The 21931-nt window shown below is 69.2% G+C and carries 18 protein-coding genes; 12 read left to right on the top strand and 6 right to left on the bottom strand.

The genetic code is table 11. The features are described from left to right. Positions 1 to 386: 386 nt before the first annotated feature. The gene (locus MMB17_RS12915) at positions 387 to 1361 is read right to left on the bottom strand and encodes a CobW family GTP-binding protein (RefSeq protein WP_238312251.1); all 975 of its coding nucleotides are present in this window, start codon (positions 1359 to 1361) and stop codon (positions 387 to 389) included. Positions 1362 to 1849: 488 nt separating this feature from the next. On the opposite strand from MMB17_RS12915, the gene MMB17_RS12910 reads away from it, so the two are divergent. The 3 genes from MMB17_RS12910 (at position 1850) to MMB17_RS12900 (ending at position 8006) form a co-directional block, all read left to right on the top strand. Next, positions 1850 to 3193, top strand: a complete 1344-nt coding sequence (locus MMB17_RS12910) for an efflux RND transporter periplasmic adaptor subunit (protein WP_241099030.1) — start codon at positions 1850 to 1852, stop codon at positions 3191 to 3193. Beyond that, positions 3190 to 6339, top strand: coding sequence for an efflux RND transporter permease subunit (locus tag MMB17_RS12905; protein ID WP_241099029.1), 3150 nt, complete (start codon positions 3190 to 3192; stop codon positions 6337 to 6339). Before MMB17_RS12910 ends, MMB17_RS12905 begins: the two co-directional genes overlap by 4 nt. 131 nt (positions 6340 to 6470) lie before the next feature. Then, positions 6471 to 8006 (top strand): efflux transporter outer membrane subunit, encoded by a 1536-nt coding sequence (locus tag MMB17_RS12900; RefSeq protein WP_241099028.1) that lies wholly within the window; start codon positions 6471 to 6473, stop codon positions 8004 to 8006. A gap of 184 nt (positions 8007 to 8190) precedes the next feature. On the opposite strand, the gene MMB17_RS12895 is transcribed toward MMB17_RS12900, so the two are convergent. Next, positions 8191 to 8757, bottom strand: coding sequence for a TetR/AcrR family transcriptional regulator (locus tag MMB17_RS12895; RefSeq protein WP_241099027.1), 567 nt, complete (start codon positions 8755 to 8757; stop codon positions 8191 to 8193). Between the two features lie 151 nt (positions 8758 to 8908). Here MMB17_RS12895 and MMB17_RS12890 point away from each other — a divergent pair, with 151 nt between their 5' ends. From MMB17_RS12890 to rpmG, 6 genes are all read left to right on the top strand, one after another. Further along, entirely contained in the window at positions 8909 to 9889 is a 981-nt protein-coding gene (locus MMB17_RS12890) for a quinoprotein relay system zinc metallohydrolase 2 (RefSeq protein ID WP_241099026.1), read from the top strand. A 37-nt stretch (positions 9890 to 9926) separates the two neighbouring features. Beyond that, positions 9927 to 10742: a quinoprotein dehydrogenase-associated SoxYZ-like carrier gene (locus MMB17_RS12885; protein ID WP_241099025.1), complete on the top strand. Its 816-nt coding sequence runs from the start codon at positions 9927 to 9929 to the stop codon at positions 10740 to 10742. Positions 10743 to 10755: 13 nt separating this feature from the next. Continuing rightward, positions 10756 to 11340: a rhodanese-like domain-containing protein gene (locus MMB17_RS12880; RefSeq protein WP_238312266.1), complete on the top strand. Its 585-nt coding sequence runs from the start codon at positions 10756 to 10758 to the stop codon at positions 11338 to 11340. A gap of 7 nt (positions 11341 to 11347) precedes the next feature. Next, the gene (locus MMB17_RS12875; protein ID WP_241099024.1) at positions 11348 to 11734 is read left to right on the top strand and encodes a thioredoxin family protein; all 387 of its coding nucleotides are present in this window, start codon (positions 11348 to 11350) and stop codon (positions 11732 to 11734) included. 363 nt (positions 11735 to 12097) lie between these two features. Next, a complete protein-coding gene (panB, locus tag MMB17_RS12870) occupies positions 12098 to 12922 on the top strand; it encodes a 3-methyl-2-oxobutanoate hydroxymethyltransferase (RefSeq protein WP_241099023.1) in 825 nt (274 codons plus the stop codon). A gap of 176 nt (positions 12923 to 13098) precedes the next feature. Further along, positions 13099 to 13266: a 50S ribosomal protein L33 gene (gene rpmG / locus MMB17_RS12865; RefSeq protein ID WP_238312271.1), complete on the top strand. Its 168-nt coding sequence runs from the start codon at positions 13099 to 13101 to the stop codon at positions 13264 to 13266. Between the two features lie 85 nt (positions 13267 to 13351). On the opposite strand, the gene MMB17_RS12860 is transcribed toward rpmG, so the two are convergent. Beyond that, entirely contained in the window at positions 13352 to 14227 is an 876-nt protein-coding gene (locus MMB17_RS12860; RefSeq protein WP_241099022.1) for an SDR family oxidoreductase, read from the bottom strand. A gap of 206 nt (positions 14228 to 14433) precedes the next feature. Here MMB17_RS12860 and MMB17_RS12855 point away from each other — a divergent pair, with 206 nt between their 5' ends. Together MMB17_RS12855 and MMB17_RS12850 are read left to right on the top strand one after the other, a co-directional pair. Then, positions 14434 to 16779, top strand: a complete 2346-nt coding sequence (locus MMB17_RS12855) for an Orn/Lys/Arg family decarboxylase (protein WP_241099021.1) — start codon at positions 14434 to 14436, stop codon at positions 16777 to 16779. Further along, the gene (locus MMB17_RS12850; protein ID WP_241099020.1) at positions 16779 to 17402 is read left to right on the top strand and encodes a GNAT family N-acetyltransferase; all 624 of its coding nucleotides are present in this window, start codon (positions 16779 to 16781) and stop codon (positions 17400 to 17402) included. Before MMB17_RS12855 ends, MMB17_RS12850 begins: the two co-directional genes overlap by 1 nt. Here the strand turns inward: MMB17_RS12850 and MMB17_RS12845 are convergent. After that, on the bottom strand, positions 17393 to 18139 hold the full coding sequence (locus MMB17_RS12845; RefSeq protein ID WP_238312277.1) for a YebC/PmpR family DNA-binding transcriptional regulator: 747 nt from the start codon (positions 18137 to 18139) through the stop codon (positions 17393 to 17395). The two genes, MMB17_RS12850 and MMB17_RS12845, sit on opposite strands and share 10 nt — an antisense overlap. Positions 18140 to 18337: 198 nt before the next feature. Between MMB17_RS12845 and MMB17_RS12840 the strand changes: the two genes are divergently transcribed. Next, positions 18338 to 19405 carry an SDR family oxidoreductase gene (locus MMB17_RS12840; RefSeq protein WP_241099019.1) on the top strand — a complete coding sequence of 356 codons (1068 nt, stop codon included), beginning with the start codon at positions 18338 to 18340 and terminating at the stop codon, positions 19403 to 19405. On the opposite strand, the gene MMB17_RS12835 is transcribed toward MMB17_RS12840, so the two are convergent. After that, a complete protein-coding gene (locus MMB17_RS12835; protein WP_241099018.1) occupies positions 19341 to 20513 on the bottom strand; it encodes a GNAT family N-acetyltransferase in 1173 nt (390 codons plus the stop codon). The two genes, MMB17_RS12840 and MMB17_RS12835, sit on opposite strands and share 65 nt — an antisense overlap. Beyond that, complete coding sequence (locus MMB17_RS12830) at positions 20510 to 21859, bottom strand: lipopolysaccharide biosynthesis protein (RefSeq protein ID WP_241099017.1); 1350 nt, start codon at positions 21857 to 21859, stop codon at positions 20510 to 20512. The genes MMB17_RS12835 and MMB17_RS12830 overlap by 4 nt, the downstream gene beginning before the upstream one ends. Positions 21860 to 21931: the final 72 nt, after the last annotated feature.

Below are 21931 nucleotides of genomic sequence, written 5' to 3'. Positions count from 1 at the left end.
GTTGAGATTTGGCTGCCCGGGCGGCGGCACCGCCCGGTTCTCAACGGGTCTCACGAAGGCCCGCTCGACCGAAGGAGCGGCGCCGGCGCCTTTCCTCGTCCCTCCGGGAGAGGTGGCCGCGCAGCGGACGGAGAGGGCGGAGCCGGTGTTGCCGGCATGGCGCTCGGCATGCCCACTCCACCGCGCTCACGCGCGGTCCCCCTCGCCCAGGGGGGCGAGGAAAGCGCGGCCACCGCTTCCCTTGGCTGGAAACGGCATCGCACCCCCGTCCCTGCAAGCGCGAGCGAAACCGCTCCCGTCCTCGCGAGGCGGAGCCGAGTCGATCCGGGGCTCGCCTTTTCCGGAGGGGTCGCGCCCTGGATTGCCTCGGCTCCGCCCCCGGAGCGTCACGCCTTGCAGGCGAGAAACTCCTCCCGGATCGCGTCGGCGTCGAGCTTGCGGCCGATGAAGACGACCCGGGAGATGCGGGGCTCGTCGTCCTTCCAGGGCCCCTGGAGGTCGCCGTCGAGGATCTGGTGGACGCCCTGGAAGACGAAGCGCTGCGGCTCGCCGGGGAAGGCGACGATGCCCTTGCAGCGCAGGATGTCCGGCCCCTGCACCTGGGTCAGGTTCGAGATCCACGGCATGAATTTTTCCGGATCCACCGGGCCGTCGATGCGCGCGGAGACCGACTGCATGTCGTCGTCGTGATGATGGTGGTGGCCCTCCTCGAGGAAGTCGGGCTCGATGTCGAGGATGCGCGAGAGATCGAAGGCGTTGCGGTCGAGCACCTGGTCGAGGGGCACCGCGCAGCGGCTGGTGCGGTGGAGCTTGGCATAGGGGTTGATCGCGCGGATCAGGCCCTCGACGCGGTCGAGATCGGCCGCCTCGACGAGGTCGGCCTTGTTGAGCAGGATCACGTCGGCGAAGGCGATCTGGTTCTTGGCCTCCGGGGCGTCCTTGAGGCGCTCGGCGAGCCATTTCGCGTCGGCCACGGTCACCACGGCGTCGAGGCGGGCGGCGCTGCCCACATCCTCGTCGATGAAGAAGGTCTGGGCGACGGGGGCCGGGTCGGCCAGCCCCGTGGTCTCCACGATGATCGCGTCGAACTTGCCGCGGCGCTTCACCAGCCCGTCCATGATGCGGATCAGGTCGCCGCGCACGGTGCAGCAGACGCAGCCGTTGTTCATCTCGAACACTTCCTCGTCCGCGCCGATGACGAGGTCGTTGTCGATGCCGATCTCGCCGAACTCGTTGACGATCACCGCGTAGCGCTTGCCGTGGTTCTCGGTGAGGATCCGGTTGAGCAGCGTGGTCTTGCCCGCGCCGAGATAGCCGGTGAGCACGGTCACAGGGATCTTGTCGGTGGAGAGGTCGGCCATGGGGGATCTTCGTGCCTGGGGACGGGGGTCGTCCCTGTCATATTGTATCAGCACGCCGCGATGAAAGTGACCGGCCGCCGGCTTTCTTCGGATGTGGCGCAGCCGCTCCCAGGGCGTGTCCCGGGGGGACGGGAGAAGCGTCGCAATATTGGCGCACGCCGTCGCTAAAGGCCGGCCCGGCGAGGCGGGCGAGCGGAATCGGCTTGCCAAGACCGGGGCGGGGCGGAACCGTCCGGCTCGTATTCCAGGAGGCACCGGGGGCGTGGTGGAGCGGGGGACAGCAGCGCACGGCCGCGGGCCGCGGGCGGATTCGGCATGGCCGTGGGGGCCCGTGTCTCGGCGGCCGGCGGCTCACGAAAAGCTGATGGGGCAATCCGACGCTTTCCCGCGCGCCCGTCGCGGTTTCGGTGCACAGGGAGCGCCGCTCCGCACGGACGGGCCATCCGGCACCGCCTTCCGCCCCATCCGACGCCGAGCCTGACCCGTCCATGGACGCCCGAAACACGACCACGCCGGACATGCGCGACCAGATCGATTCCGAGCGCGCCCATCGCCGGGGGCGCCGCTCCGCCCTGCTGCGGATCGCCCTCCTCCTGTCGCTCGTCGTCGCGGGCGTCGCCGCGATCGCCATCTGGCCGCAGCGCACGCGGGAGCTGATCGCGCAGGCGGTCGCCCTCCTCCACGACGTCAAGGAGGGCGAGACGGCGGAGAACGAGGCGGCCGAGGCCAAGCCCGCCTCGGGCCTGCGCGTGTTCAAGCCCAGCGCCGAGCAGCGCAACGCCTTCGCGATCAAGCCCGTGGAGACGATGCTGTTCCGGCCCGAGGGCTCGGCGGAGGGGCGCATCGCCCTCAACGACGACGACAACGTGCCCGTGACCTCGCCCTATGCCGGGCGCGTCAACAAGGTGCTGGTGCGGGCGGGCGACCGCGTGAAGGCCAACCAGGTCCTCCTGACCATGGAGGCCACGGACATGGTCCAGGCCCAGAACGACTACCAGGCCGCCCTCAACACCCTGCACAAGACGCAGGCCCTGCTGAAGCTCAACCAGACCATCGCCGCCCGGCAGCAGGAGCTGTTCCAGGCCCGGGCCACGGCGCTCAAGGACTATCAGTCCGCCCAGAACGACGTCATCGCCGCCCAGAGCGACCTCGGCACGGCGGAAGCCTCGCTCCAGGCGGTGAAGAACCGCCTGCGGCTCCTGGGCAAGACCGACGCCGAGATCGTGCAGTTCGAGCGGAACGGCACCCTCAGCTCCGAGACCGAGATCCGGGCGCCGATCGCCGGCACCATCGTCCAGCGCAAGGTGGGCGTCGGGCAGTACATCTCCTCCAACAGCGATCCGGTCTTCGTGATCGGCGATCTCTCCACGGTCTGGCTCATCGCCAATGTCCGCGAGAGCGAGGTGCCCCGGATCAAGATCGGCCAGGTGGTCGAGGCCCGGGTGGTCGGGCTGCCGCGCCTCACCTTCAAGGCGAAGGTTGACTACATGGCCGCGAGCCTCGACCCGGCCACGCGCCGGCTCGCGGTGCGCAGCGAGGTGGAGAATCCCGACCGCCTGCTGAAGCCCGAGATGTTCGCGAGCTTCACCATCGTCACGGGCGACGACCGGGCCTCGCCGGGCGTGCCCAGCGCCGCCGTGGTCTACGAGGGCGAGCGCGCCCATGTCTGGGTCGCCCGCCCCGATGGCGCGGTCGAGGCCCGGGACGTGAAGCTCGGGCTCACCAACGGCGACTTCGTGCAGGTCGTCGAGGGGCTGAAGCCCGGCGAATCCATCGTGACCCGCGGCGCCCTGTTCATCGACCGGGCGGCGAGCGGGGAGAAGGCGTCGTGAACGCGCTGATCGCCTTCTCCCTGCGCCAGCGGGTGCTGGTGTTCCTGCTGTTCCTGATGACCCTCGGGATCGGCTATGCCAGCTACACCCAGCTCAACATCGAGGCCTATCCCGATCCGGTGCCGCCGCTGGTCGACGTGATCACGCAGGTGCCCGGCCAGTCCGCGGACGAGATCGAGCGCTACATCACGATCCCCCTCGAGGTGCAGCTCGCCGGCATCCCCAACGCCACCGTGGTGCGCACGATCTCGCTGTTCGGCCTGTCCGACGTGAAGATCCAGTTCAACTACGAGTTCACCTATCAGGAGGCGCTCCAGCGCGTCCTCAACCGGCTGTCGCAGCTGCCCCCGCTGCCCAACGGCGCCCAGCCGCAGATCTCGCCGACGAGCCCGGTGGGCGAGATCATGCGCTACAAGCTGCTCGGGCCGGCGGGCTTCAGCTCCACGGACATGAAGACCCTGCAGGACTGGGTGCTGCAGCGCCGCTTCAAGGCGATTCCCGGCGTGGTCGACGTCACCGCCTTCGGCGGCAAGGCCAAGGAATACGAGATCTCCGTCGATCTCGCCCGGCTGCAATCCCACGGCATGACCCTGGTGCAGCTCGTCACCGCGCTGAACAACTCCTCGATCAATGTCGGCGGCCAGACGCTGAACGTCGGCGAGCAATCGGCCGTGGTGCGCGGCATCGGCCTGATCCGCGACATGGACGATATCGGCGACACCATGCTCACCCAGGTGAACGGCGTGCCGGTGCTGGTGCGCGACGTCGCCGAGGTGCGGGTGTCGAGCGCGCCGCGGCTCGGCATCGTCGGGCACGACGCGGACAGCGACGTGGTCGAGGGCATCGTCCTGATGAGCCGCGGCGGCGAGTCCCTGCCGACCCTCAAGCGCGTCGAGGCGGAGATCGACCGCATCAACGCCGGCGGCATCCTGCCCCCGGGCGTGAAGATCGAGCGGATCTACGACCGGCGGGGCCTGATCGAGACCACCACCCACACGGTCATGCACAACCTCGTCTTCGGCGTGGTGCTGGTCTTCGTGGTGCAGTGGCTGTTCCTGGGCTCCTTGCGCAGCGCCATCATCGTGGCCGCGACCATCCCCTTCGCCCTGGGCTTCGCCATCACGATCCTGGTGCTGCGCGGGGACTCGGCCAACCTGCTCTCCCTCGGCGCGATCGATTTCGGCCTGATCGTCGACGCCACCGTGATCATGGTGGAGAACATCTTCCGCCACTGCGCCGAGCCCGAGCACGGCGAGGGCCAGGCGCCGCCGCCGGGGCTCAGCGGCCGGCTCGCCACCATCGCCATCGCCGGCATGGAGGTGAACCGGGCGATCTTCTTCTCGGCCACCATCATCATCGTCGGCTTCCTGCCGCTCTTCACCCTGACCGGCGTCGAGGGCCACATCTTCGGCCCCATGGCCAAGACCTACGCCTACGCGCTGATCGGCGGCCTGCTCGCGACCTTCACCGTCTCCCCGGCCCTCTCGGCCCTGATCCTGCCGAACCACGTGGAGGAGAAGGACACGCTGATCGTGCGCCTGCTGCGCTTCGGCCACGTGCTGATCCTGCGCTTCGCCCTGCGCAACAAGCTGCTCGCCCTGCTCGGGATCTTCGCCATGCTCGGCGCCTCCGGCATCGCGGCGCGGACCCTGGGCCTCGAATTCCTGCCCAAGCTCGAGGAGGGCAACCTCTATATCCGCGGCACCATGCCGGGCTCGATCTCGCTGGAGGCGGGGGATTCCTACGTCCAGGGCATCCGCAAGCTGGTCCAGGCGGTGCCGGAGGTCGTCACCGTGATCTCGCAGCAGGGCCGGCCCAACGACGGCACCGACGCGACGGGCTTCTTCAACGTCGAGATCCTGGCCCCGCTGAAGCCGATCGGCGAGTGGCGCAAGGGCATCTCGAAGGAGGACATCATCGCCGACCTGCAGGCGAAGTTCGACGCGCAGTATCCCGGCATCGAGTTCAACTTCTCCCAGTACATCGAGGACAACGTCCAGGAAGCGGCCTCGGGCGTGAAGGGCGAGAACTCCGTCAAGATCTACGGCACCGACCTCAACGAGATCACCAAGACCGCCGAGGCGATCAAGCGCGTGCTCTCGACCATCCCCGGGATCGAGGACCTCGCCGTCTTCACCTCCCTCGGCCAGCCGACGGTGCGCATCGACATCGACCGGCGCAAGGCGGCCCGCTACGGCCTCGCACCGGGCGACGTGAACACCACGGTGCAGGCGGCGATCGGCGGCCAGACCGCGGGCGACCTCTACGAATACGGCTCGGACCGGCACTTCCCGATGCGGGTGCGCCTGGCGCCCGAATACCGGCGCTCCCTGGAGACGATCCGCAACATCACCATCGGCGCCACCGCCAGCAACGGCAGCGTCCTCCAGGTGCCCCTCTCCGAGATCGCCACCGTCGAGCTCGTCTCGGGCGCGGCCTTCATCTACCGCGAGGATCAGGAGCGCTACATCCCGGTGAAGTTCTCGGTGCGCGGGCGCGACCTCGGCAGCGCCGTGATCGAGGCGCAGCGCCGGGTCGCCGAGGAGGTCGCGCTGCCCGCCGGCTACCATCTCGAATGGGTCGGCCAGTTCACCAATCTCAAGGAAGCGGTGGCCCGCCTGAGCGTGGTGGTGCCGATCACCCTCGCCCTGATCGCCCTGCTCCTGTTCGTGAACTTCTCCTCCGTCTCCGACATGCTGCTCACCCTCTCGGTGATCCCGATGGCGATGATCGGCGGCATCTTCGCCCTGGTGCTGACGGGCACGCCGTTCTCGATCTCGGCGGCGATCGGCTTCATCGCCCTGTTCGGCATCTCGACGATGGAGGGCGTGATCCTGCTCGCCTATTACAACCAGCTCCTCGAGGAGGGGCAGAGCCGGACGGAGGCGGTCTGGAACGCCGCCAACGTGCGCATGCGGCCGGTGATGATGACCTGCGTGGCCGCCTGCGTGGGCCTGCTTCCGGCGGCGGTCTCCACCGGCATCGGCTCGCAGGTGCAGAAGCCGCTGGCCCTCGTGGTGGTGGGCGGCATCCTGCTCGCGCCGAACCTGATCCTCGTGGTGGTGCCGGTGCTGATCGGCCTGTTCTCCCGCCGCCGCCCGAATCCTGCCGCCCAGCCCGGCGCCCATGCGAGGGCCGCCGCGTGAAAGAATCCGCCGTGTTGCCCAGGCCACAGCCCCGCCGCGGCAGGCCCCATGCGGCCGGAGCCGCGTTGACAGGCGGGCCCCTCCCCCGCCTCTACGGGGCGTCGGCACGCGATCGGGGAGCGGGCGCCAGGATGCTTCAGGGACGGCCGCGCAGCCTCGCCGCCGCCGCGCTCGCGCTCTTCGCCGCGCTGGCGCAGGCGGGCTGCGCCGTGGGTCCCGACTTCGTGGCCCCGAGCGATCCGCAGGTCGCCGGCTACACGAAGGGCCCGCTCAAGGACCCGCGCGCGGCCGCGGGCGTGGCGACGAGCCAGGGCGGCTCGGCCGACCAGGATTTCGTGCATGGGGCCGACATCCCCGGCGAGTGGTGGCGCCTGTTCCGCTCCAAGGCGCTGAACCGCCTGGTCGAGGAGGCGCTCGCCAACAATCCGAGCCTCGACGCGGCCCAGGCCACCCTGCGCATGGCCCGCGAGAACATCCTGGCGCAGAAGGGCACGCTCTTCCCCACCGTCGGCTTCAACGGCCTCGCCTCGCGCCAGAAGGTGCCGGGCGGCGACCTGCAGAGCCCGCTGCAGAATCCCAACCAGCTCCTCTACAGCCTCTACACGCCGCAGGTGCAGGTCGCCTTCACGCCGGACGTGTTCGGCGGCAACCGCCGCCAGATCGAGTCGCTGGAGGCCCAGGCCGAGAACCAGCGCTTCCAGCTGGAGGCGGCCTATCTCACCCTCACCTCCAACGTGGTGCTCGCCGCGATCCAGGAGGCCTCCCTGCGGGCGCAGATCGACGCGACCAAGCGCGTGATCCAGGCGCAGACGGAGGTGCTGCAACTCTACAACAAGCAGCTCTCCCTCGGGCAGGTCGCCGGGGCCGACGTGGTGCAGCAGCAGGCCCAGCTCTCGGTCTCGCAGCAGCTCCTGCCGCCGCTGGAGAAGCAGCTCGCCCAGCAGCGCAACCTGCTCACCGCCCTGGTCGGCCGCTTCCCGAGCGAGGAGGTCACCCAGACCTTCACGCTCGCGAGCCTCAAGCTGCCGACCAAGCTCCCGGTCAGCCTGCCCTCCAGCCTCGTGCAGCAGCGGCCGGACGTGAAGGCGGCGGAGGCTGCGGTGCACCAGGCCAGCGCCGATCTCGGCGTCGCCGTGGCGAACCGGCTGCCCCAGTTCACCATCACCGCGAATGGGGGCTCCTCGGCCACCCGCATCGCCCAGCTCGCCACCTCGGCGGCGAGCTTCTACGGCATCGTCGGCACCATCGCGCAGCCGCTCTTCGACGCGGGCACGCTCTACCGGCGGCAGCGGGCCTCCGAGGAGGCGCTCAACGTGGCCCAGGCCCAGTACCGGGCGGTGGTCATCTCGGCCTTCCAGAACGTCGCCGACGTGCTGCGGGCGCTGCAATCGGATGCCGACGCGGTCGCGGCCGCGGGCGCGGCGGAGAAGGCGACCGGCGAGAGCGTCGGGCTGATCCGCAAGCAGTTCGAGGCCGGGGCCGTCAACAGCGCGACGCTGCTCATCGCGCAGCAGGCCTATCTCTCGGCGCTGGTGAATTCCGCCAGCGCCCGCGCCAACCAGTATGCCGACACTGCCGCCCTGTTCCAGGCGCTCGGCGGCGGCTGGTGGAACCGCATGGACGTCCGCTCCCCCCGCCCCGAGACGGACCCGGCGCGGTTCTTGTGAGCGGGTTGCTGGGCTGAAGACCCGGCCGGTCTCCGGTTCATCGGAGCGGCTTGAGCTGCATTCCCCCTCTCCCCGCACCGGGGAGAGGCCCGCATGGACCTCGTCGTCCATGCGGGACGCGACGGCGAAGCCGGAGCGGCGGTGAGGGGGAGTCGCCGGAGGTGGCTCCGCCGGAATCGCCCCCTCACCGCGGCCTCAACGCCTCCGTCAGGGCCCGGACGGCATTGCCGAACCCCTCCGGGCCGGCGAGCAGGCGCTCCAGCAGGAGGGCGCCCTCCAGGGTCGCCACCACCATCCGGGCCTGGGCGGGCGGGTCGAGGTCGGCGCGGAGCGTGCCGCTGGCGACGCCCTCCCCGATCACCCGCTCCAGCCAGCGGATATGCTTGTCGAAGAAGCGGGCGATGTCGCCTTTGAGCGCGGCGGGCAGCGTGTCGAGCTCCACGGCCAAAGCCGCGCAGAGGCAGCCGAGCCCCTGCTCGACGCCGAGGAGATAGAGCCGGGCATAGGCCGCGATCCGCGCCAGCCCATCTCCGGTCTCGCTCAGGATCGTGTCGAGCGCCGCGTCGTAGCGGGCGTCGTAGGCCTCGATCAGGGCGCGGGCCAGGTCTTCCTTGGTGCGGAAATGGTGATGGATGCTCGCCTTGCGGATCCCCACCGTCTCCGCGAGGTCCGCATAGCTGAAGCCGGAATAGCCACGGCCCCGCACCAGGATCTCCGCCTGGACCAGAAGCTCGGCACGGGTGTCTCTCATGGGCGTCGTCGGGGTCGTCTTCGGGTCGTCGCGCGAGGGCCGATCACGGGACAGTGACCGTGTCGGATCCCTGGAAAGCTAGGTCTCGCACTTGACGCGGCAAAAATCTACCTACTAGATGGTAGCAATATAAATCAGGAGGAAATGGTCGATGGCTGCGGGAGCGGTCGGAAACGGTGTCGCCACCGCGGAGCGTCCTCCCTTCGGGCGCGCCTCCCGGCGCGAGGCCCTGTTCGGCGGCCTTTGCCTCTGCTGCCTGCCGACCCTGGGACGGGCCGCCGAATCGTTCGCCCTCGACGAGGTGGCCCCCGGGACCTTCATCCGCCGCGGCCCCGATGCGGAGGCGACGCCGGAGAACGACGACGCCATCGCCAATATCGGCTTCATCGTCGGCAAGGACGGGGTGCTCGTCACCGAATCCGGCGGCAGCCTCGCCGATGGGCAGTGGCTGCGGGCCGAGATCGCCAAGCGCACGGACAAGCCGATCCGCTACGTGGTGCTGACCCACGTCCATCCCGACCATTGCTTCGGCGCGGCCGCCTTCGCCGCGGACAAGCCGACCTTCATCGGCCATGCGAGCCTGCGCGAGGCCCTCGATGCCCGCGGCGAGTTCTACCGCAAGCGGCTCGCCGAGATCCTCGGCGAGGACAAGGCCGGCACCGTGGTCTACCCAACCATGACGGTGAAGGATTCGGCCGAGATCGATCTCGGCGGGCGCCGGCTCAGCTTCCACGCCCACGGCGCCGCCCATACCAGCAGCGACCTCTCGATGCTCGACCACGAGAGCGGCCTCTTGTTTCCCGCCGACCTGCTCTTCGTCGGCCGCATCCCCTCCCTCGATGGCAGCCTGCTCGGCTGGTTCAAGGAGATCGAGGTGCTGAGGGCGATGGGCGCCACGCGTGCCGTGCCGGGCCACGGCCCCACCCTGGTCGATTTCGCGCCCGAGACCGCCAACCTCGCGCGTTATCTCGGTGCCCTGCGCGACGAGACCCGGAAGGCGATCTCCACCGGCCTGCCGATCGAGCAGGCGGTGGCGACGGTGGCTCAGTCCGAGCGCGGCCAATGGGCGTTGTTCGACACCTATAACGGCCGCAACGTCACGCAGGCCTATAAAGAGCTTGAGTGGGAATGAGGCGGGGCTACGTCAATTTGGAGTGGAGGTTCACGCCATGAAGAACTGGATCCTCGCCCTCGGGCTGACCCTGTCGGCCGCGGCGCTGAACACGGGCCAGGCGCGCGCCGGCGCCACCGATTCCGACGAGGAGCGCGCCGCCCGCTGGAAGGAGGTGAAGACCTCCATCTTCGGCGACCGGGCGATCGAAGCCGGCGAGAACGTCGTGAAGATCGACGCCCCCGCCCGCGCCCTCGACGCCGCCCTGGTGCCGATCACCCTGACCATGCCCGAGAAGGACAAGGTCAAGGCGCTCTCCTTCGTGATCGACGACAATCCGTCGCCCTACGCCGCCCACTTCACCTTCGGCCCGGCGGCCGACCCGGGCGAGATCAAGCTCCGGGTGCGGGTAAACAACTACACGAACGTCCACGCCGTCGTGGAGACGAAGGACGGCAAGCTCTTCGAATCCGCCAAGTTCGTGAAGGCCTCGGGCGGCTGCTCCGCGCCTATGGGCATGAGCGACGAGGAGGCCATGAAGGGCATGGGCGAGATGCGCATGAAGTTCGGCGGCGAGCCGGCCCCCGGCAAGCCGGTCGAGGCGACGCTGATGGTCCGCCACCCGAACTTTTCCGGCATGCAGATGAACCAGATCACCCGCGACTACACGCCGGCGCGCTACATCAACAAGCTCGACGTCTCCTACGGCGACAAGCTGATCTTCCACCTCGACGGCGACATCTCCATCGCCTCGAACCCGGTGATCAACTTCGCCTTCCTCCCGGAGGGCAAGGGCCCGATCAAGGTCGTCGCCTCCGACAACCAGGACGGGCACTGGGAGCAGACCTTCAATGCCCCCTCGCCGAGCAACTGAGCGGGCGGACATGATGCAGGCCTGCCTTCGCCTCGCCGCCCTTGCCGGCCTCGCCCTGCTCCTCGGAGCGGCGGGGCCGGCCAATTCGCCGGTCGACGTGCCGGAGCCGGAGGGCCTCTATACCGGGCCGCAGCGCGGCTACACCCCGCCGACGCTGAAGGGCGCCAAGGTCGTCGACCTCGCCGCGCTGGAGGCGCTCCAGGCGGAGGCCAAGCCCGTGCTGATCGACGTGGCGCTGGCCGACCGCAAGCCGGAGGGCCTGCCGCCGGACCGGCCCTGGTTCCCGGCCCACCGCTCGATCCCCGGCGCGGTCTGGTTCCCCAATGCCGGCGCAGTGCCCCTGCCGCCGGAACGGGAGGCGACCTTCCTCAAGCGCGTCGAGGACCTGACCGGCGGCGACAAGGCCCGCGCCATCGTCACCTTCTGCCATCCGGAATGCTGGGGCAGTTGGAACGCGGGCAAGCGGCTCGTGCTCGCCGGCTATACCAACGTGCACTGGTTCCCGTCGGGCATCGAGGGCTGGCAGGACGCGCACGAGACGAGCGTGCTCAAGCCGGATCCGGCCTGGGGCGCGAGCGGAGGCGCCGCGCAACGCTGAGGGTTCCATGCTCGACCGCCGATCGATTCTCCTCAGCCTCCTCGTCCTCGGAGCCGGCCTCGAAGCCGGCTTCGGAGCCGCGCTTCCCTTCGACGAAGCCGGCTTCGAAGCGGCGCAGGCCGCCGGGCGCCCGATTCTCGTCGCGATCAACGCGCCCTGGTGCCCGATCTGCAAGGCGCAGAAGCCGATTCTCGCCCGCCTCTCCGCCGAGCCCCGCTACAAGGATCTCGCCCTGTTCGAGATCGATTTCGACAGCCAGAAACCCCTGGTCCGCCGCTTCGGCGCCACCATGCAGAGCACGCTGATCGCCTTCAAAAACGGCAGGGAGGTCGGCCGCTCCGTCGGCGAGACGCAGCCGGAGTGGATCGAATCTCTTCTGGAGAAAACCCTCTGAGCCCCGTTCGCGCCGCTTTCGCCGGCAAACCGGCTCACGTCTGAAATTTCAGCAAATTCAAGTGCATCGAACCCCTGTGACCGATTGACAGGGGCCGGGTTGTGGCAGAAAAAAGGCAGGCCCGGAGGCGGTCCGAAGTCCAGGGAGGAAACGCCCGCAAAGGGCCTGGGAACGGGTCAATCGTTACCCAAATCGGTCGCAGCGGCCCCTCCGGGTCGCTCGCCTCTACCGGCGCATCGGCCCAAGGAATGGGCAACGGCCGGCAATCCGCTTATAGGCACCGCATCGTAACGCCGCTCCGTCGAGCGCCGCGAATCCGTTGCGGCACTCGCCTGTCTCGAGCGGCAGGAAGGGCGTTCCGCCATGTCGCAGCTCGTGCAATCCCGCCGCGTCAAGGCCGTCGACCTCGCGCGCCGCAAGGCCGAGGGGCGCAAGATCATCGCGCTCACCGCCTATCACGCCCACACGGCGAGCATCCTCGATGCCCATTGCGACTTCATCCTCGTCGGCGATTCGCTGGGCATGGTGATGCACGGCATGGAATCGACCCTGCCCGTCACCCTGGAGATGATGATTCTGCAGGCACAGGCGGTCATCCGCGGCACCAGCCGGGCCCTGATCGTCGTCGACATGCCCTTCGGCTCCTACGAGGCGAGCCGCGAGCAGGCCTTCATGAACGCCGCCCGCGTGCTCAAGGAGACCGGCGCCGGCGCGATCAAGATGGAGGGGGGCGCCCGCTTCGCCGAGACCGTCGAATTCCTGGTCCAGCGTGGCATCCCGGTGATGGGCCATATCGGCCTGACCCCTCAATCGGTGAACACGATGGGCGGCTTCCGCGTCCAGGGCCGCACCGCCGAGAGCGAGCGTCGCCTGATGGAAGACGCCCGCGCGATCAACGATGCGGGCGCCTTCGCCATCGTGATGGAGGGCATCGTCGAGCCGGTGGCCAAGGCCATCGCCACCTCGGCGGCCATCACCACGCCGACGATCGGCATCGGCGCCACCGCCCATTGCGACGGGCAGATCCTGGTGCTGGAGGATATGCTCGGCCTGTCCGACCGCTCTCCGAAATTCGTGAAGAGCTACGGCTCCCTGCGCTCCCATATCGAGGAGGCGGTACAGGCCTATGCGGAGGAGGTGCGCAGCGGGCGCTTCCCGGCCGAAGAGCACACCTACCCGCCGGCCTGAACGCCCCCTTCGCCTTGACGAAGAGCGGCCGATCGGGCATTCACGCCCGCGAGTTCGGCCGGGCTTCCCCGGCCCTTTTGCGTTTCGCGCGAAGCGGAATGCCCTCACCCTTGAAGCGCCGTGGCGGTCCTCTCGCGAGACCGGCCGGCGCTTGAGCACCGCTTCAGGAGCCACACATGGCCAAGGCCGTTACCGTCAAGATCCGTCTCGTCTCGACCGCCGACACAGGCTACTTCTACGTGACCAAGAAGAACTCGCGCACGCAGACCGAGAAGCTGACCATGCGCAAGTACGATCCCGTCGCCCGCAAGCACGTGGATTTCAAGGAAGCCAAGATCAAGTAAGCTCGTTCGAGTCGCGCGCAGCGACCGAACGCAAAAGAAGCCGCCCCGGGATCCGGGGCGGCTTCTTTGCTTTTAGGGTCGGCACTCAGAGCACCGGCATGGCACCGGCCACCGTCACCAGGGCACCGGAGGTGTAGCTGCTCTCCTCCACCGCCAGCATGACGTAGGCGGAGGCGAGTTCCGCCGGCTGGCCGGGGCGGCCGAAGGGCACCTGGCTGCCGAAGCTCTTCACCGACTCCTCGCGCATTCCGGAGGGGATGAACGGCGTCCAGATCGGCCCCGGCAGTACCCCGTTCACGCGGATGCCCTTCTCCGCCAGGAGCTGGGCAAGGCTGAGCACGAGGTTGCTGAGGGCGCCCTTGGTGGCGCTGTAGGCGAGGAGCGTCGGCATCGGGTGCTTGGAATTCACCGAGGAGGTGAAGATCACCGAGGCGCCCGGCTTCAGATGCGGAACCGCCGCCTTGGTGACGTAGAACGCGCCGAAGACGTTGGTCCGGAAGTGGTCCTCGAAGATCGTATCCTCGATCGCCTCGATCCCGTCATTGGGCTGCTGGAAGGCGCCGTTATTCACCAGAACGTCGAGGCGGCCGAAGCTCTCCACGGTGCGGGCAACGATCTCGCGGCCATAGGCCGGATCCTTGAGGTCGCCCGGCAGCAGCAGCACGCGCCGCCCCGCCTTCTCGACCCAGCCAGCGACCGCCTCGGCGTCCTTCTGCTCCTCGGGCAGGTAGGAGATGGCTACATCGGCGCCCTCGCGGGCATAGGCGATGGCCACCGCCCGGCCAATGCCGCTGTCGCCACCGGTGATAAGCGCCGCCAAGCCGGAGAGCTTGCCCGAACCGCGGTAACTCTCCTCGCCGTGGTCAGGCTCGGGCGTCATCTTTGCCGTCTTCCCGGGGAAACTCTGCGGCTGGCCCTCGAAGGGCGGACGGGGGTATTTCTTCAACGGATCGTTCGGCATGAGGCGGGTCTCGGAACTCCCTGAGGTTCCTCCGGCAACCGGACCGATCCCAAGCTGTTCCCGCACCTGCCTGCGCCGATCGTCGCGAGCCGCCGAGCCGTGATGCTCGCACGGGCAGGCGCGCCTCTGTATTCCACCCTCTGTCATCGAAACGTCGCGGATGCGCCGGAAAGGCTGGCATCCCCTCGCGAGGAGAACCGGGCTCAATGGATTTCCACCGCCGCTTCACCGTGCTGATGTGCGCTCCGGCCTTCGACCCGGACGATCTCGAAGGCGCGCGGGTCGCGCAGATCGTGGCGGCGGTCGAGCAGCGCGGCTTCGAGGTGGTGCGCGCCCGGCGCGTCGAGGACGCGGCCATCGCCGTGCAGACGGATGCCGCGGTGGGCTGCCTCGTGGTCGACTGGGGCAAGCGCGGCCTCGATGGCAAGGCCGCGGCGCTCATCGACATGATGCGCAAGCGCGGCCTGGAAATGCCGATCGTCATCATGGTCCGGCGCAAGCGGCTTGAGGACATCCCCGTCGAGCTGCTCGACTTCATCGACGGCTACATCTTCCTCGCTGAGGAGACCCCGGAGTTCATCGCCCGCAACCTCGTCTCCCGCGTCACCCAATATGCGGAGACCTTGAAGACGCCCTTCTTCGGCGCGCTCGTCGACTATGCCGAGGAGGGCAACCAGCTCTGGACCTGCCCGGGTCACAATGGCGGCATCTTCTACAACCGCTCGCCGATCGGCCGGATCTTCGTCGAGCATCTCGGCGAGGCGATCTTCCGCGACGACCTCGACAACTCGGTGCTCGATCTCGGCGATCTGCTGACCCACGAAGGCCCAGCCCTGAAGGCGCAGAAGGAGGCCGCCAAGATCTTCGGGGCAGAGAAGACCTACTTCGTCCTCAACGGCACCTCGGCCTCCAACAAGATCGCCCTCTCGGCGCTGGTGGCCGAGGACGACCTCGTGCTGTTCGACCGCAACAACCACAAGGCGGCCCATCACGGCGCCCTGTTCCTGGGCGGCGGCATCCCGATCTTCCTGGAGACGGACCGCAACGCCTTCGGCCTGATCGGGCCGATCTATCACGAGGCCCTCGACGAGACCCGGATCCGCGAGAAGATCCGGGACAACCCGCTGGTGAAGGACAAGGAAGCCTGGCGCCGGGAGCGCCCGTTCCGCGCCGCCGTCATCGAGCAGTGCACCTATGACGGCACGATCTACGACGCGCAGGAGATCGTCGAGAAGATCGGCCACCTCTGCGACTACATCCTGTTCGACGAGGCCTGGGCGGGCTTCATGAAGTTCCATCCGCTCTATGCCCGCCGCTTCGCCATGGGCCTGACCGGGCTCGACGAGACCTCGCCGGGCATCATCGCCACCCAATCGACCCACAAGCAGCTCGCCAGCTTCAGCCAGGCCTCGCAGATCCACACCCGCGACGGGCATATCCGCGGCCAGACGCGCCGGGTCGAGCACAAGCGGCTGAACGAGAGCTTCCTCGTCCACGCCTCCACCTCGCCGTTCTACCCGCTCTTCGCCTCCCTCGACGTGGGCGCCCAGATGATGAAGGGCCGCTCCGGCGTGGTGCTGTGGGACGACACGATCCGGCTCGGCATCGAATGGCGCAAGAAGGTGCGCGCCATCCGCAAGGAGTTCGAGGAGAACGAGGCCGATCCCAAGCGGCGCTGGTTCTTCGATCCCTTCGTGCCGGACGTGGTGACCGGCCCCGAAGGCACGGAGGTTCCCTGGGAGAGTATCGCGACCGACGCGCTGGCGAACGACGCCCGGTACTGGGAGCTGACACCCGGCGCCTCCTGGCACGGCTTCACCAAGGTGGCGCCGGGCTACGCCATCACCGATCCCAACAAGCTCACCGTTCTCACTCCCGGCTTCGACCGTAAGACCGGCGAATATGCCGAGCACGGCATCCCGGCCCCGATCGTGGCCCAATACCTGCGTGAAAACCGCATCGTCGCCGAGAAGAACGACCTGAACTCGCTGCTCTTCCTGCTCACGCCGGGCGTCGAATCCTCGAAAGCCGGCACCCTCATTTCGGGCCTCGTCGCCTTCAAGCGGCTGCACGACGACAACGTGCTGCTCGAAGAGGCGATGCCGGAATTCGTTGGCCGGCGGCCGAAGCGCTACCGGGGCGTGCGCCTGCGCGACCTCTGCGCCGACTTCCACAACTTCCACCGCGAGGCGAACACCTCCGCCCTCCAGCGCAAGCAGTTCATGCCCGAGCACCTGCCCGAGATGGTGATGGCGCCGAAGGCCGCCGCCCAGATGCTGACCCGCAACAAGGTCGATTACGTGCCGATCGCGGAAGCCGAGGGGCGCATCGCCACCACCCTGATGCTGGTCTACCCGCCGGGCATCGGCACCGTGCTGCCGGGCGAGCGGCTCGACGCGCGGGCGAAGCCCATGCTCGACTACTTCAAGATGTTCGAGGCCTCGGCGAACTTGTTCCCGGGCTTCGAGGCGGAGATCCAGGGCGTCTACCGCGAGGTCGATCCGGACGGCCGGATCCGCTTCCACACCTACGTGCTGCGCGAGGGCGCCTGATGGCGGAGGGCGCAGCGCGGTTCCTCAACGGCCAGGACATCGTGATCCGCCCCTCGTCGGACGCCGATGTCCCGGCGATGATCGCGATCTACGAGTGCCATATCCGCAGGGGCGTCGGCGACACGGGCGATTTCGAGGAGGAGCGCCTGCTGCCCGACGACCTCAAGCGGCGGCGCAAGAACATGCGCAAGAAGCGCCTGCCCCACCTCGTCGCCGAGCGGGGCGGCGCGGTGGCGGGCTACGCCTATGCCGTGCCGTTCCGCAAGCGGCCGGCCTATCGCTACACCCTGAAGCACTCGATCTACGTGCATCCCGACCACCTGCATGCGGGGATCGGGCGCCGGCTGCTGCCGGCGCTCATCGAGGCCTGCGCCGCGGGCGGATACCGGCAGATGATCGGCTATATCGATGCCCGCAACGAGGCGAGCCTGCGCCTGCACGAGGCCTGCGGCTTCACCCGAGTCGGGTACTTGCCGGCGATCGGCTACAAATACGGCCGCTGGAGCGACAGCGTGATGGTCCAGTGCCCCCTCGGCACCGGCTCCGACGACCAGCCCTCCTCCTGGCAACGGCCGGAAACCCTGGTTCCGGCCGTCGTGGAGGAAGATGCGCTTCAGCCCTGAAGCTTCGCCATCAGGGCTTCGGAGAGGGCGAAGTTGACGTAGACGTTCTGCACGTCGTCCTGATCCTCGATCACCTCGACCAGGCGGACCAGCTTCTCGCCGGTCTCGTCATCGACGTCGATCGTGTTCTGCGCCTTCCAGACGAGGCCGGTGCGGGTCGGCTCGCCGAAGCGGGCTTCGAGGGCCTTGGCGACCTCGCCATAGGAATCCTGCGCGCAGGTCACCTCGTGACCGTCCGCGTCCGAGCGCACGTCGTCGGCTCCCGCCTCGATCGCTGCCTCCAGCATCGAATCGGCATCCGCCACCGAGGCCGGGAAAGCGATGACGCCGACGCGGTCGAACATGAAGGCCACCGCTCCGGTCTCGGCGAGGCTGCCACCGGACTTGGTGAAAGCGGAGCGCACGTCCGAGGCGGTGCGGTTGCGGTTGTCGGTCTGCGCCTCGACGATCAGCGCGGCGCCGCCCGGGCCGTAGCCCTCGTAGCGGATCTCCTCGTAGTTCTCGCCGTCGGCACCGGCGGCCTTCTTGATCGCCCGCTCGATATTGTCCTTGGGCATGTTCTCGGCCCGGGCCGCGAGCACCGCGGCACGCAGGCGCGGGTTCATGGCCGGGTCCGGGGTGCCGAGCTTGGCCGCGACGGTGATCTCTCGGGCGAGCTTGCCGAAGACCTTGGAGCGGACCGCGTCCACGCGGCCCTTGCGGTGCATGATGTTCTTGAACTGTGAATGGCCGGCCATGGCGCTTTCCCCGTGCCGTGGCGGAGGGCTCGGGAGGCCCGATCCTCGACGCCCGCGGCGATGTTTCTAAGGAGGCAGCCTTATAGGCGGGGCGCCCCTTCGCTGGCAACGCAGGGCACCGCCTCGCGAAGAAAGAACCCGGGAGCATCGACTCGCCCACGGGAACGTTGTCCCGGCTCAACCATGACGGGATGGACGATGACGCGCGGGCGAACAGGTAGCGTGGTGGTGACAGGCGGAACGGCCGGGGTCGGCCGGGCGGTGGCCGAGGCCTTCGCGAGACGCGGCTGGAACGTGGCGGTGATCGCCCGCGGCGAGAAGGGCCTGCATGGCACCGTGCGCGCCATCGAGCGGCTCGGCGGCCGGGCGCTCGCCTTCTGCGCCGACGTCGCGGATGCGGATGCCATGCGCCAGGCTGCGGACGAGACGGCGGAGGTCTTCGGCGGCATCGATGTCTGGGTGAACAACGCCATGCTCACGGTCTATGCCGAGGTGCGCGACATGGGCCCGGAGGAATTCGCCAGGGTGACCGAGGTGACCTATCTCGGCCAGGTCCACGGCACCCAGGCCGCTCTGCGCCACATGCTGCCAGCGAAACGCGGCACCATCGTCTATATCGGTTCGGCCCTGGCCTACCGCTCCATCCCCCTGCAATCGGCCTATTGCGCGGCCAAGGCGGCGGTCCGCGGCTTCGTGGATTCCCTGCGCACCGAGCTCCTGCATGAGGGCAGCGCCGTGCGGCTGACCATGGTGCAATTGCCGGCGGTCAACACCCCGCAATTCGACTGGGCCCGCTCGCGCCTGCCGCGAAAGCTCGAGCCGGTGCCGCCGATCTTCCAGCCGGAGGCAGTCGCCGAACAGATCATCCGCGCCGCTTTCGAAGCGCCGCGCGAACTCTGGATCGGCGGCGCGAGCTGGAAGGCGATCCTCGGCAACATGATCGCCCCGGGCCTGATCGACCGCTATCTCGCAACCCATGGCTTTCGCGGCGAGATGACGAGCGAGGAAGCCATGAAGCAACGTCCCGACAACCTCTACGAGCCGGTCGACACCGATCCCGGCGCCCATGGCCGCTTCGACGACCGCTCCGCGAACCGGGTCGCGGCGGCCGATCCGCGCTGGTTGAAGCTCGGCCTCGCAGCGGTCCTCGGGCTGGTCGGGGGCGCGACCCTGTTCGCGACGCGGGCCGAGGGGCGCGGGCTCAGCCGCGGCGCAGGAGGCGCTTCGCCTCGGCCTTCGCCGCGTGCTCGAAACGGGCGAGCCTGACCCGGCGCTCCAGGCTCACGAGCCCGTCGCCGCCGGGCGGCACCGCGACGATCTCGGCGACGATCTCGCGTTCCCGGTAGAGGCTTTCGAGGGCCGAGCCTGGCAGGGTCGCCGAATCGAGGCGGTCGGCGAAGGCGGTCTCGTGCAGGGCGCGCACGATCTCCGCTTCGAGGAGCAATCCGGGCGCCGCTTGGCGCTCGCCCTCGTCATAGGCGGTCTTGAGCAGGGCCGCGTTGCGGCCCGCGATGAGGGCGAGGCTGATCGCCAGCGGCCGCCCGTCCAGGGCGAAGGTATCGGCACGGATGCCGATGGGGCCACCGGTCGCCGCGAACAGGCTGCGGGCAAACGCTTCGGTGCGCGGGCGCGAGCGCAGGGCTGTGCCGGCCTCCCCCTTCCAGCCCGCCGCTTCGAGGGCAAGGAAGGCTTCCACCGCCTCAGCCAGAGCTCCGCCCTCGCGCGCCGTCTCGATGGTGAGGCGCCCCGTCTCTTCCAGGCGACGCCGGCGGCGGCGCAGATCCTTCAGGCGATTCTTGTGGGGATGCCCGTCGAGGAAGGCGTCATGGTCGGGCCGGCGTTCCAGGACCGGGCGTTCGAAGCTCTCGACCTCGGCGAAGCTCCAGCCCTCGGCCCGCATGGCCGCGAGCAGGGCCGCTCCGACCCGGGCCTGCGTTGACAGGAGCGGCCAGCGCCAGGCGCGACCGCCCGAGGCCTGCGCCAGTCCCTCCGTGAGGAGCAGCATGGTCTCGGCGAATTCGGGGCCTTCGGCCACGAGGGGCGCCGTCGAGGTGACGAAAGGAGAGAGGAACGGCTTGGCGACGGCCCGGCCGAAACCGGTGATGTCGAGCCCGCGGGTGAAGGGCAGCACCGCGTCGAGGCGGTCGCCGTGGCGCACGGTGACGAGGCCGAGGTCACGCGGAGCAAGGCCGTGGGCGCGATGCGCCTCGACGACATGGCGGCTGAAATGCGGATGCGGATCGGCGGCCCGCTCGGACAAGGCGTCCCAGTCGCGGCCACCGGCAGCGAGCACTTCCGCCGTGACGATCTCGATCCGTGCGGAAGCAGGACGGGAGACGGAACCGGCGCGGAACCGGGACAGGATCGCCGTCATGGGCAGGCGGGCTTTCGCAAATGGGTGAAGGCGCTCGTGGATAGGCCATGGATGGCGCGGGCGCCGAGCGCCATGCCGGCCGCCCGCAAGACGGTCGCCGACGCCATGGCCAGGGCCACGCCCAGAAGGCCGAGCAGGGGCACGAAGGTGAGGGTCAGAAGGACGCCGAGGACGAGCGCCGCGACCGTGATGCCGGCGCAAAGGCGCTCGCCCCCGAGCATGTTCAAAAGGTCCTCCCCCGGACCGAACAGGCTGGCCCCGACGCTGCCGGCAACCAGGATCGCGACGAGCGGCAACGCCTCGCGGAATTCGGGACCGAACAGGCCGAGCAGCAGCGGAGCCGCCACCACGGTCCCGGCGGCAATGACGGCGGTCGCGAGGGAGGTCCAAAGGGCCTGGCCCCGCACCAGCGCCAGAAGCGCCGCCTCGTCGCCCCGTGCGCGGGCGGCGGCGAAGCGCTGGGCCGTAGCCGCGGAGGCGGCGTAATGCACGAAGACCGTGAATTGCTGGATGCGCGTGGCCGCGAAATAGAAGCCGACGCTCGCCGGCGGCATCAGGAAGCCGAGCACCACCACGTCGATGAAGCCGAAGGCGGCCGTGGCGAGGTCGCCCCCTGCGATCGGCAGGCAGGCGGCGAGCCAGGGCCGCCAGCGCATCCGCCTCTCTCCTTTCGGCAGCACGGTGCGCAGGCGCGCGGCGAGCAGGATGGCCTGGAGTATCGCCGACAGGCCCGTGGCGAGCAGGGTGCAGGCGACGGCGACCCAGGCCTCGGCCGGGGCTCCGCCGAGCACCGCGGCGATCATGAAGGCCATGATCAGGCCTTGGCGCAGCAGGTAGGGCGGCGCGATCGCGAGCACCGCCCAGTTCTGGCTGCGCGCCACGCCTTCGAGATAATCCTGCAGGGCGAAGAGCGGGAGCGCCAGCGCCCCAAGCAGGATCGGTGTGCCGTAGGGGTCCGCGAGAAGCCCGCCTTCCAGGCACAGGCAGAGCCATCCGAGACCGGCAAGGGCGAGGCCGCCGAGGACGCTGGCGGCGGCACCTCCGGCCAGGAAGCCGCGCATCTCGTCGAGGCGCCCCGTCTCCTGGGCCGCCGGCAGGAAGCGGCAAGCCCCCTGCGACAGGCCGAGGGTGGCGGTATGACCGAGGATGGCGACCCAGACCCAAACGGTCGCGAAGATGCCGTACTCGGTGCTGCCCATCATTCGGGCCATCAGCACCTGGGCGACATAGGCGAAGCCCGCCGCGGCGATGCGCACGGCGAAGACCCCCAAAGCCGAGGCACCGGCGCCGGAGCGGGCCGCCTTCAGCCGGCCGAGGGCCGCATCGAGGGACGAACCGGCCGCCATCGGGGTTCCGCCTGCCGCGGGCGGAAGCGCGCCGCGACCCTCAGGTTACGCGGCGCGCGTTTCGGCAAGGTT

This window comes from Methylobacterium organophilum, assembly GCF_022533465.1.
Taxonomy (GTDB): Bacteria; Pseudomonadota; Alphaproteobacteria; order Rhizobiales; family Beijerinckiaceae; genus Methylobacterium; species Methylobacterium organophilum.
The sequence above is the reverse complement of the archived record's forward strand: the minus strand, read 5'-3'. Positions and strand labels throughout refer to the sequence as shown.

Excerpts from the sequence above, each read along its gene's own strand:
- MMB17_RS12885 (WP_241099025.1), top strand. The coding sequence starts at position 9,927 with ATGAAGAACTGGATCCTCGCCCTCGGGCTGACCCTGTCGGCCGCGGCG.
- MMB17_RS12855 (WP_241099021.1), top strand. The coding sequence starts at position 14,434 with ATGGATTTCCACCGCCGCTTCACCGTGCTGATGTGCGCTCCGGCCTTC.
- MMB17_RS12895 (WP_241099027.1), bottom strand. The coding sequence starts at position 8,757 with ATGAGAGACACCCGTGCCGAGCTTCTGGTCCAGGCGGAGATCCTGGTG.
- MMB17_RS12880 (WP_238312266.1), top strand. The coding sequence starts at position 10,756 with ATGCAGGCCTGCCTTCGCCTCGCCGCCCTTGCCGGCCTCGCCCTGCTC.
- MMB17_RS12900 (WP_241099028.1), top strand. The coding sequence starts at position 6,471 with ATGCTTCAGGGACGGCCGCGCAGCCTCGCCGCCGCCGCGCTCGCGCTC.
- MMB17_RS12860 (WP_241099022.1), bottom strand. The coding sequence starts at position 14,227 with ATGCCGAACGATCCGTTGAAGAAATACCCCCGTCCGCCCTTCGAGGGC.
- MMB17_RS12850 (WP_241099020.1), top strand. The coding sequence starts at position 16,779 with ATGGCGGAGGGCGCAGCGCGGTTCCTCAACGGCCAGGACATCGTGATC.
- MMB17_RS12845 (WP_238312277.1), bottom strand. The coding sequence starts at position 18,139 with ATGGCCGGCCATTCACAGTTCAAGAACATCATGCACCGCAAGGGCCGC.
- MMB17_RS12840 (WP_241099019.1), top strand. The coding sequence starts at position 18,338 with ATGACGCGCGGGCGAACAGGTAGCGTGGTGGTGACAGGCGGAACGGCC.
- panB (WP_241099023.1), top strand. The coding sequence starts at position 12,098 with ATGTCGCAGCTCGTGCAATCCCGCCGCGTCAAGGCCGTCGACCTCGCG.
- MMB17_RS12835 (WP_241099018.1), bottom strand. The coding sequence starts at position 20,513 with ATGACGGCGATCCTGTCCCGGTTCCGCGCCGGTTCCGTCTCCCGTCCT.
- rpmG (WP_238312271.1), top strand. The coding sequence starts at position 13,099 with ATGGCCAAGGCCGTTACCGTCAAGATCCGTCTCGTCTCGACCGCCGAC.
- MMB17_RS12875 (WP_241099024.1), top strand. The coding sequence starts at position 11,348 with ATGCTCGACCGCCGATCGATTCTCCTCAGCCTCCTCGTCCTCGGAGCC.
- MMB17_RS12915 (WP_238312251.1), bottom strand. The coding sequence starts at position 1,361 with ATGGCCGACCTCTCCACCGACAAGATCCCTGTGACCGTGCTCACCGGC.
- MMB17_RS12910 (WP_241099030.1), top strand. The coding sequence starts at position 1,850 with ATGGACGCCCGAAACACGACCACGCCGGACATGCGCGACCAGATCGAT.
- MMB17_RS12830 (WP_241099017.1), bottom strand. The coding sequence starts at position 21,859 with ATGGCGGCCGGTTCGTCCCTCGATGCGGCCCTCGGCCGGCTGAAGGCG.
- MMB17_RS12890 (WP_241099026.1), top strand. The coding sequence starts at position 8,909 with ATGGCTGCGGGAGCGGTCGGAAACGGTGTCGCCACCGCGGAGCGTCCT.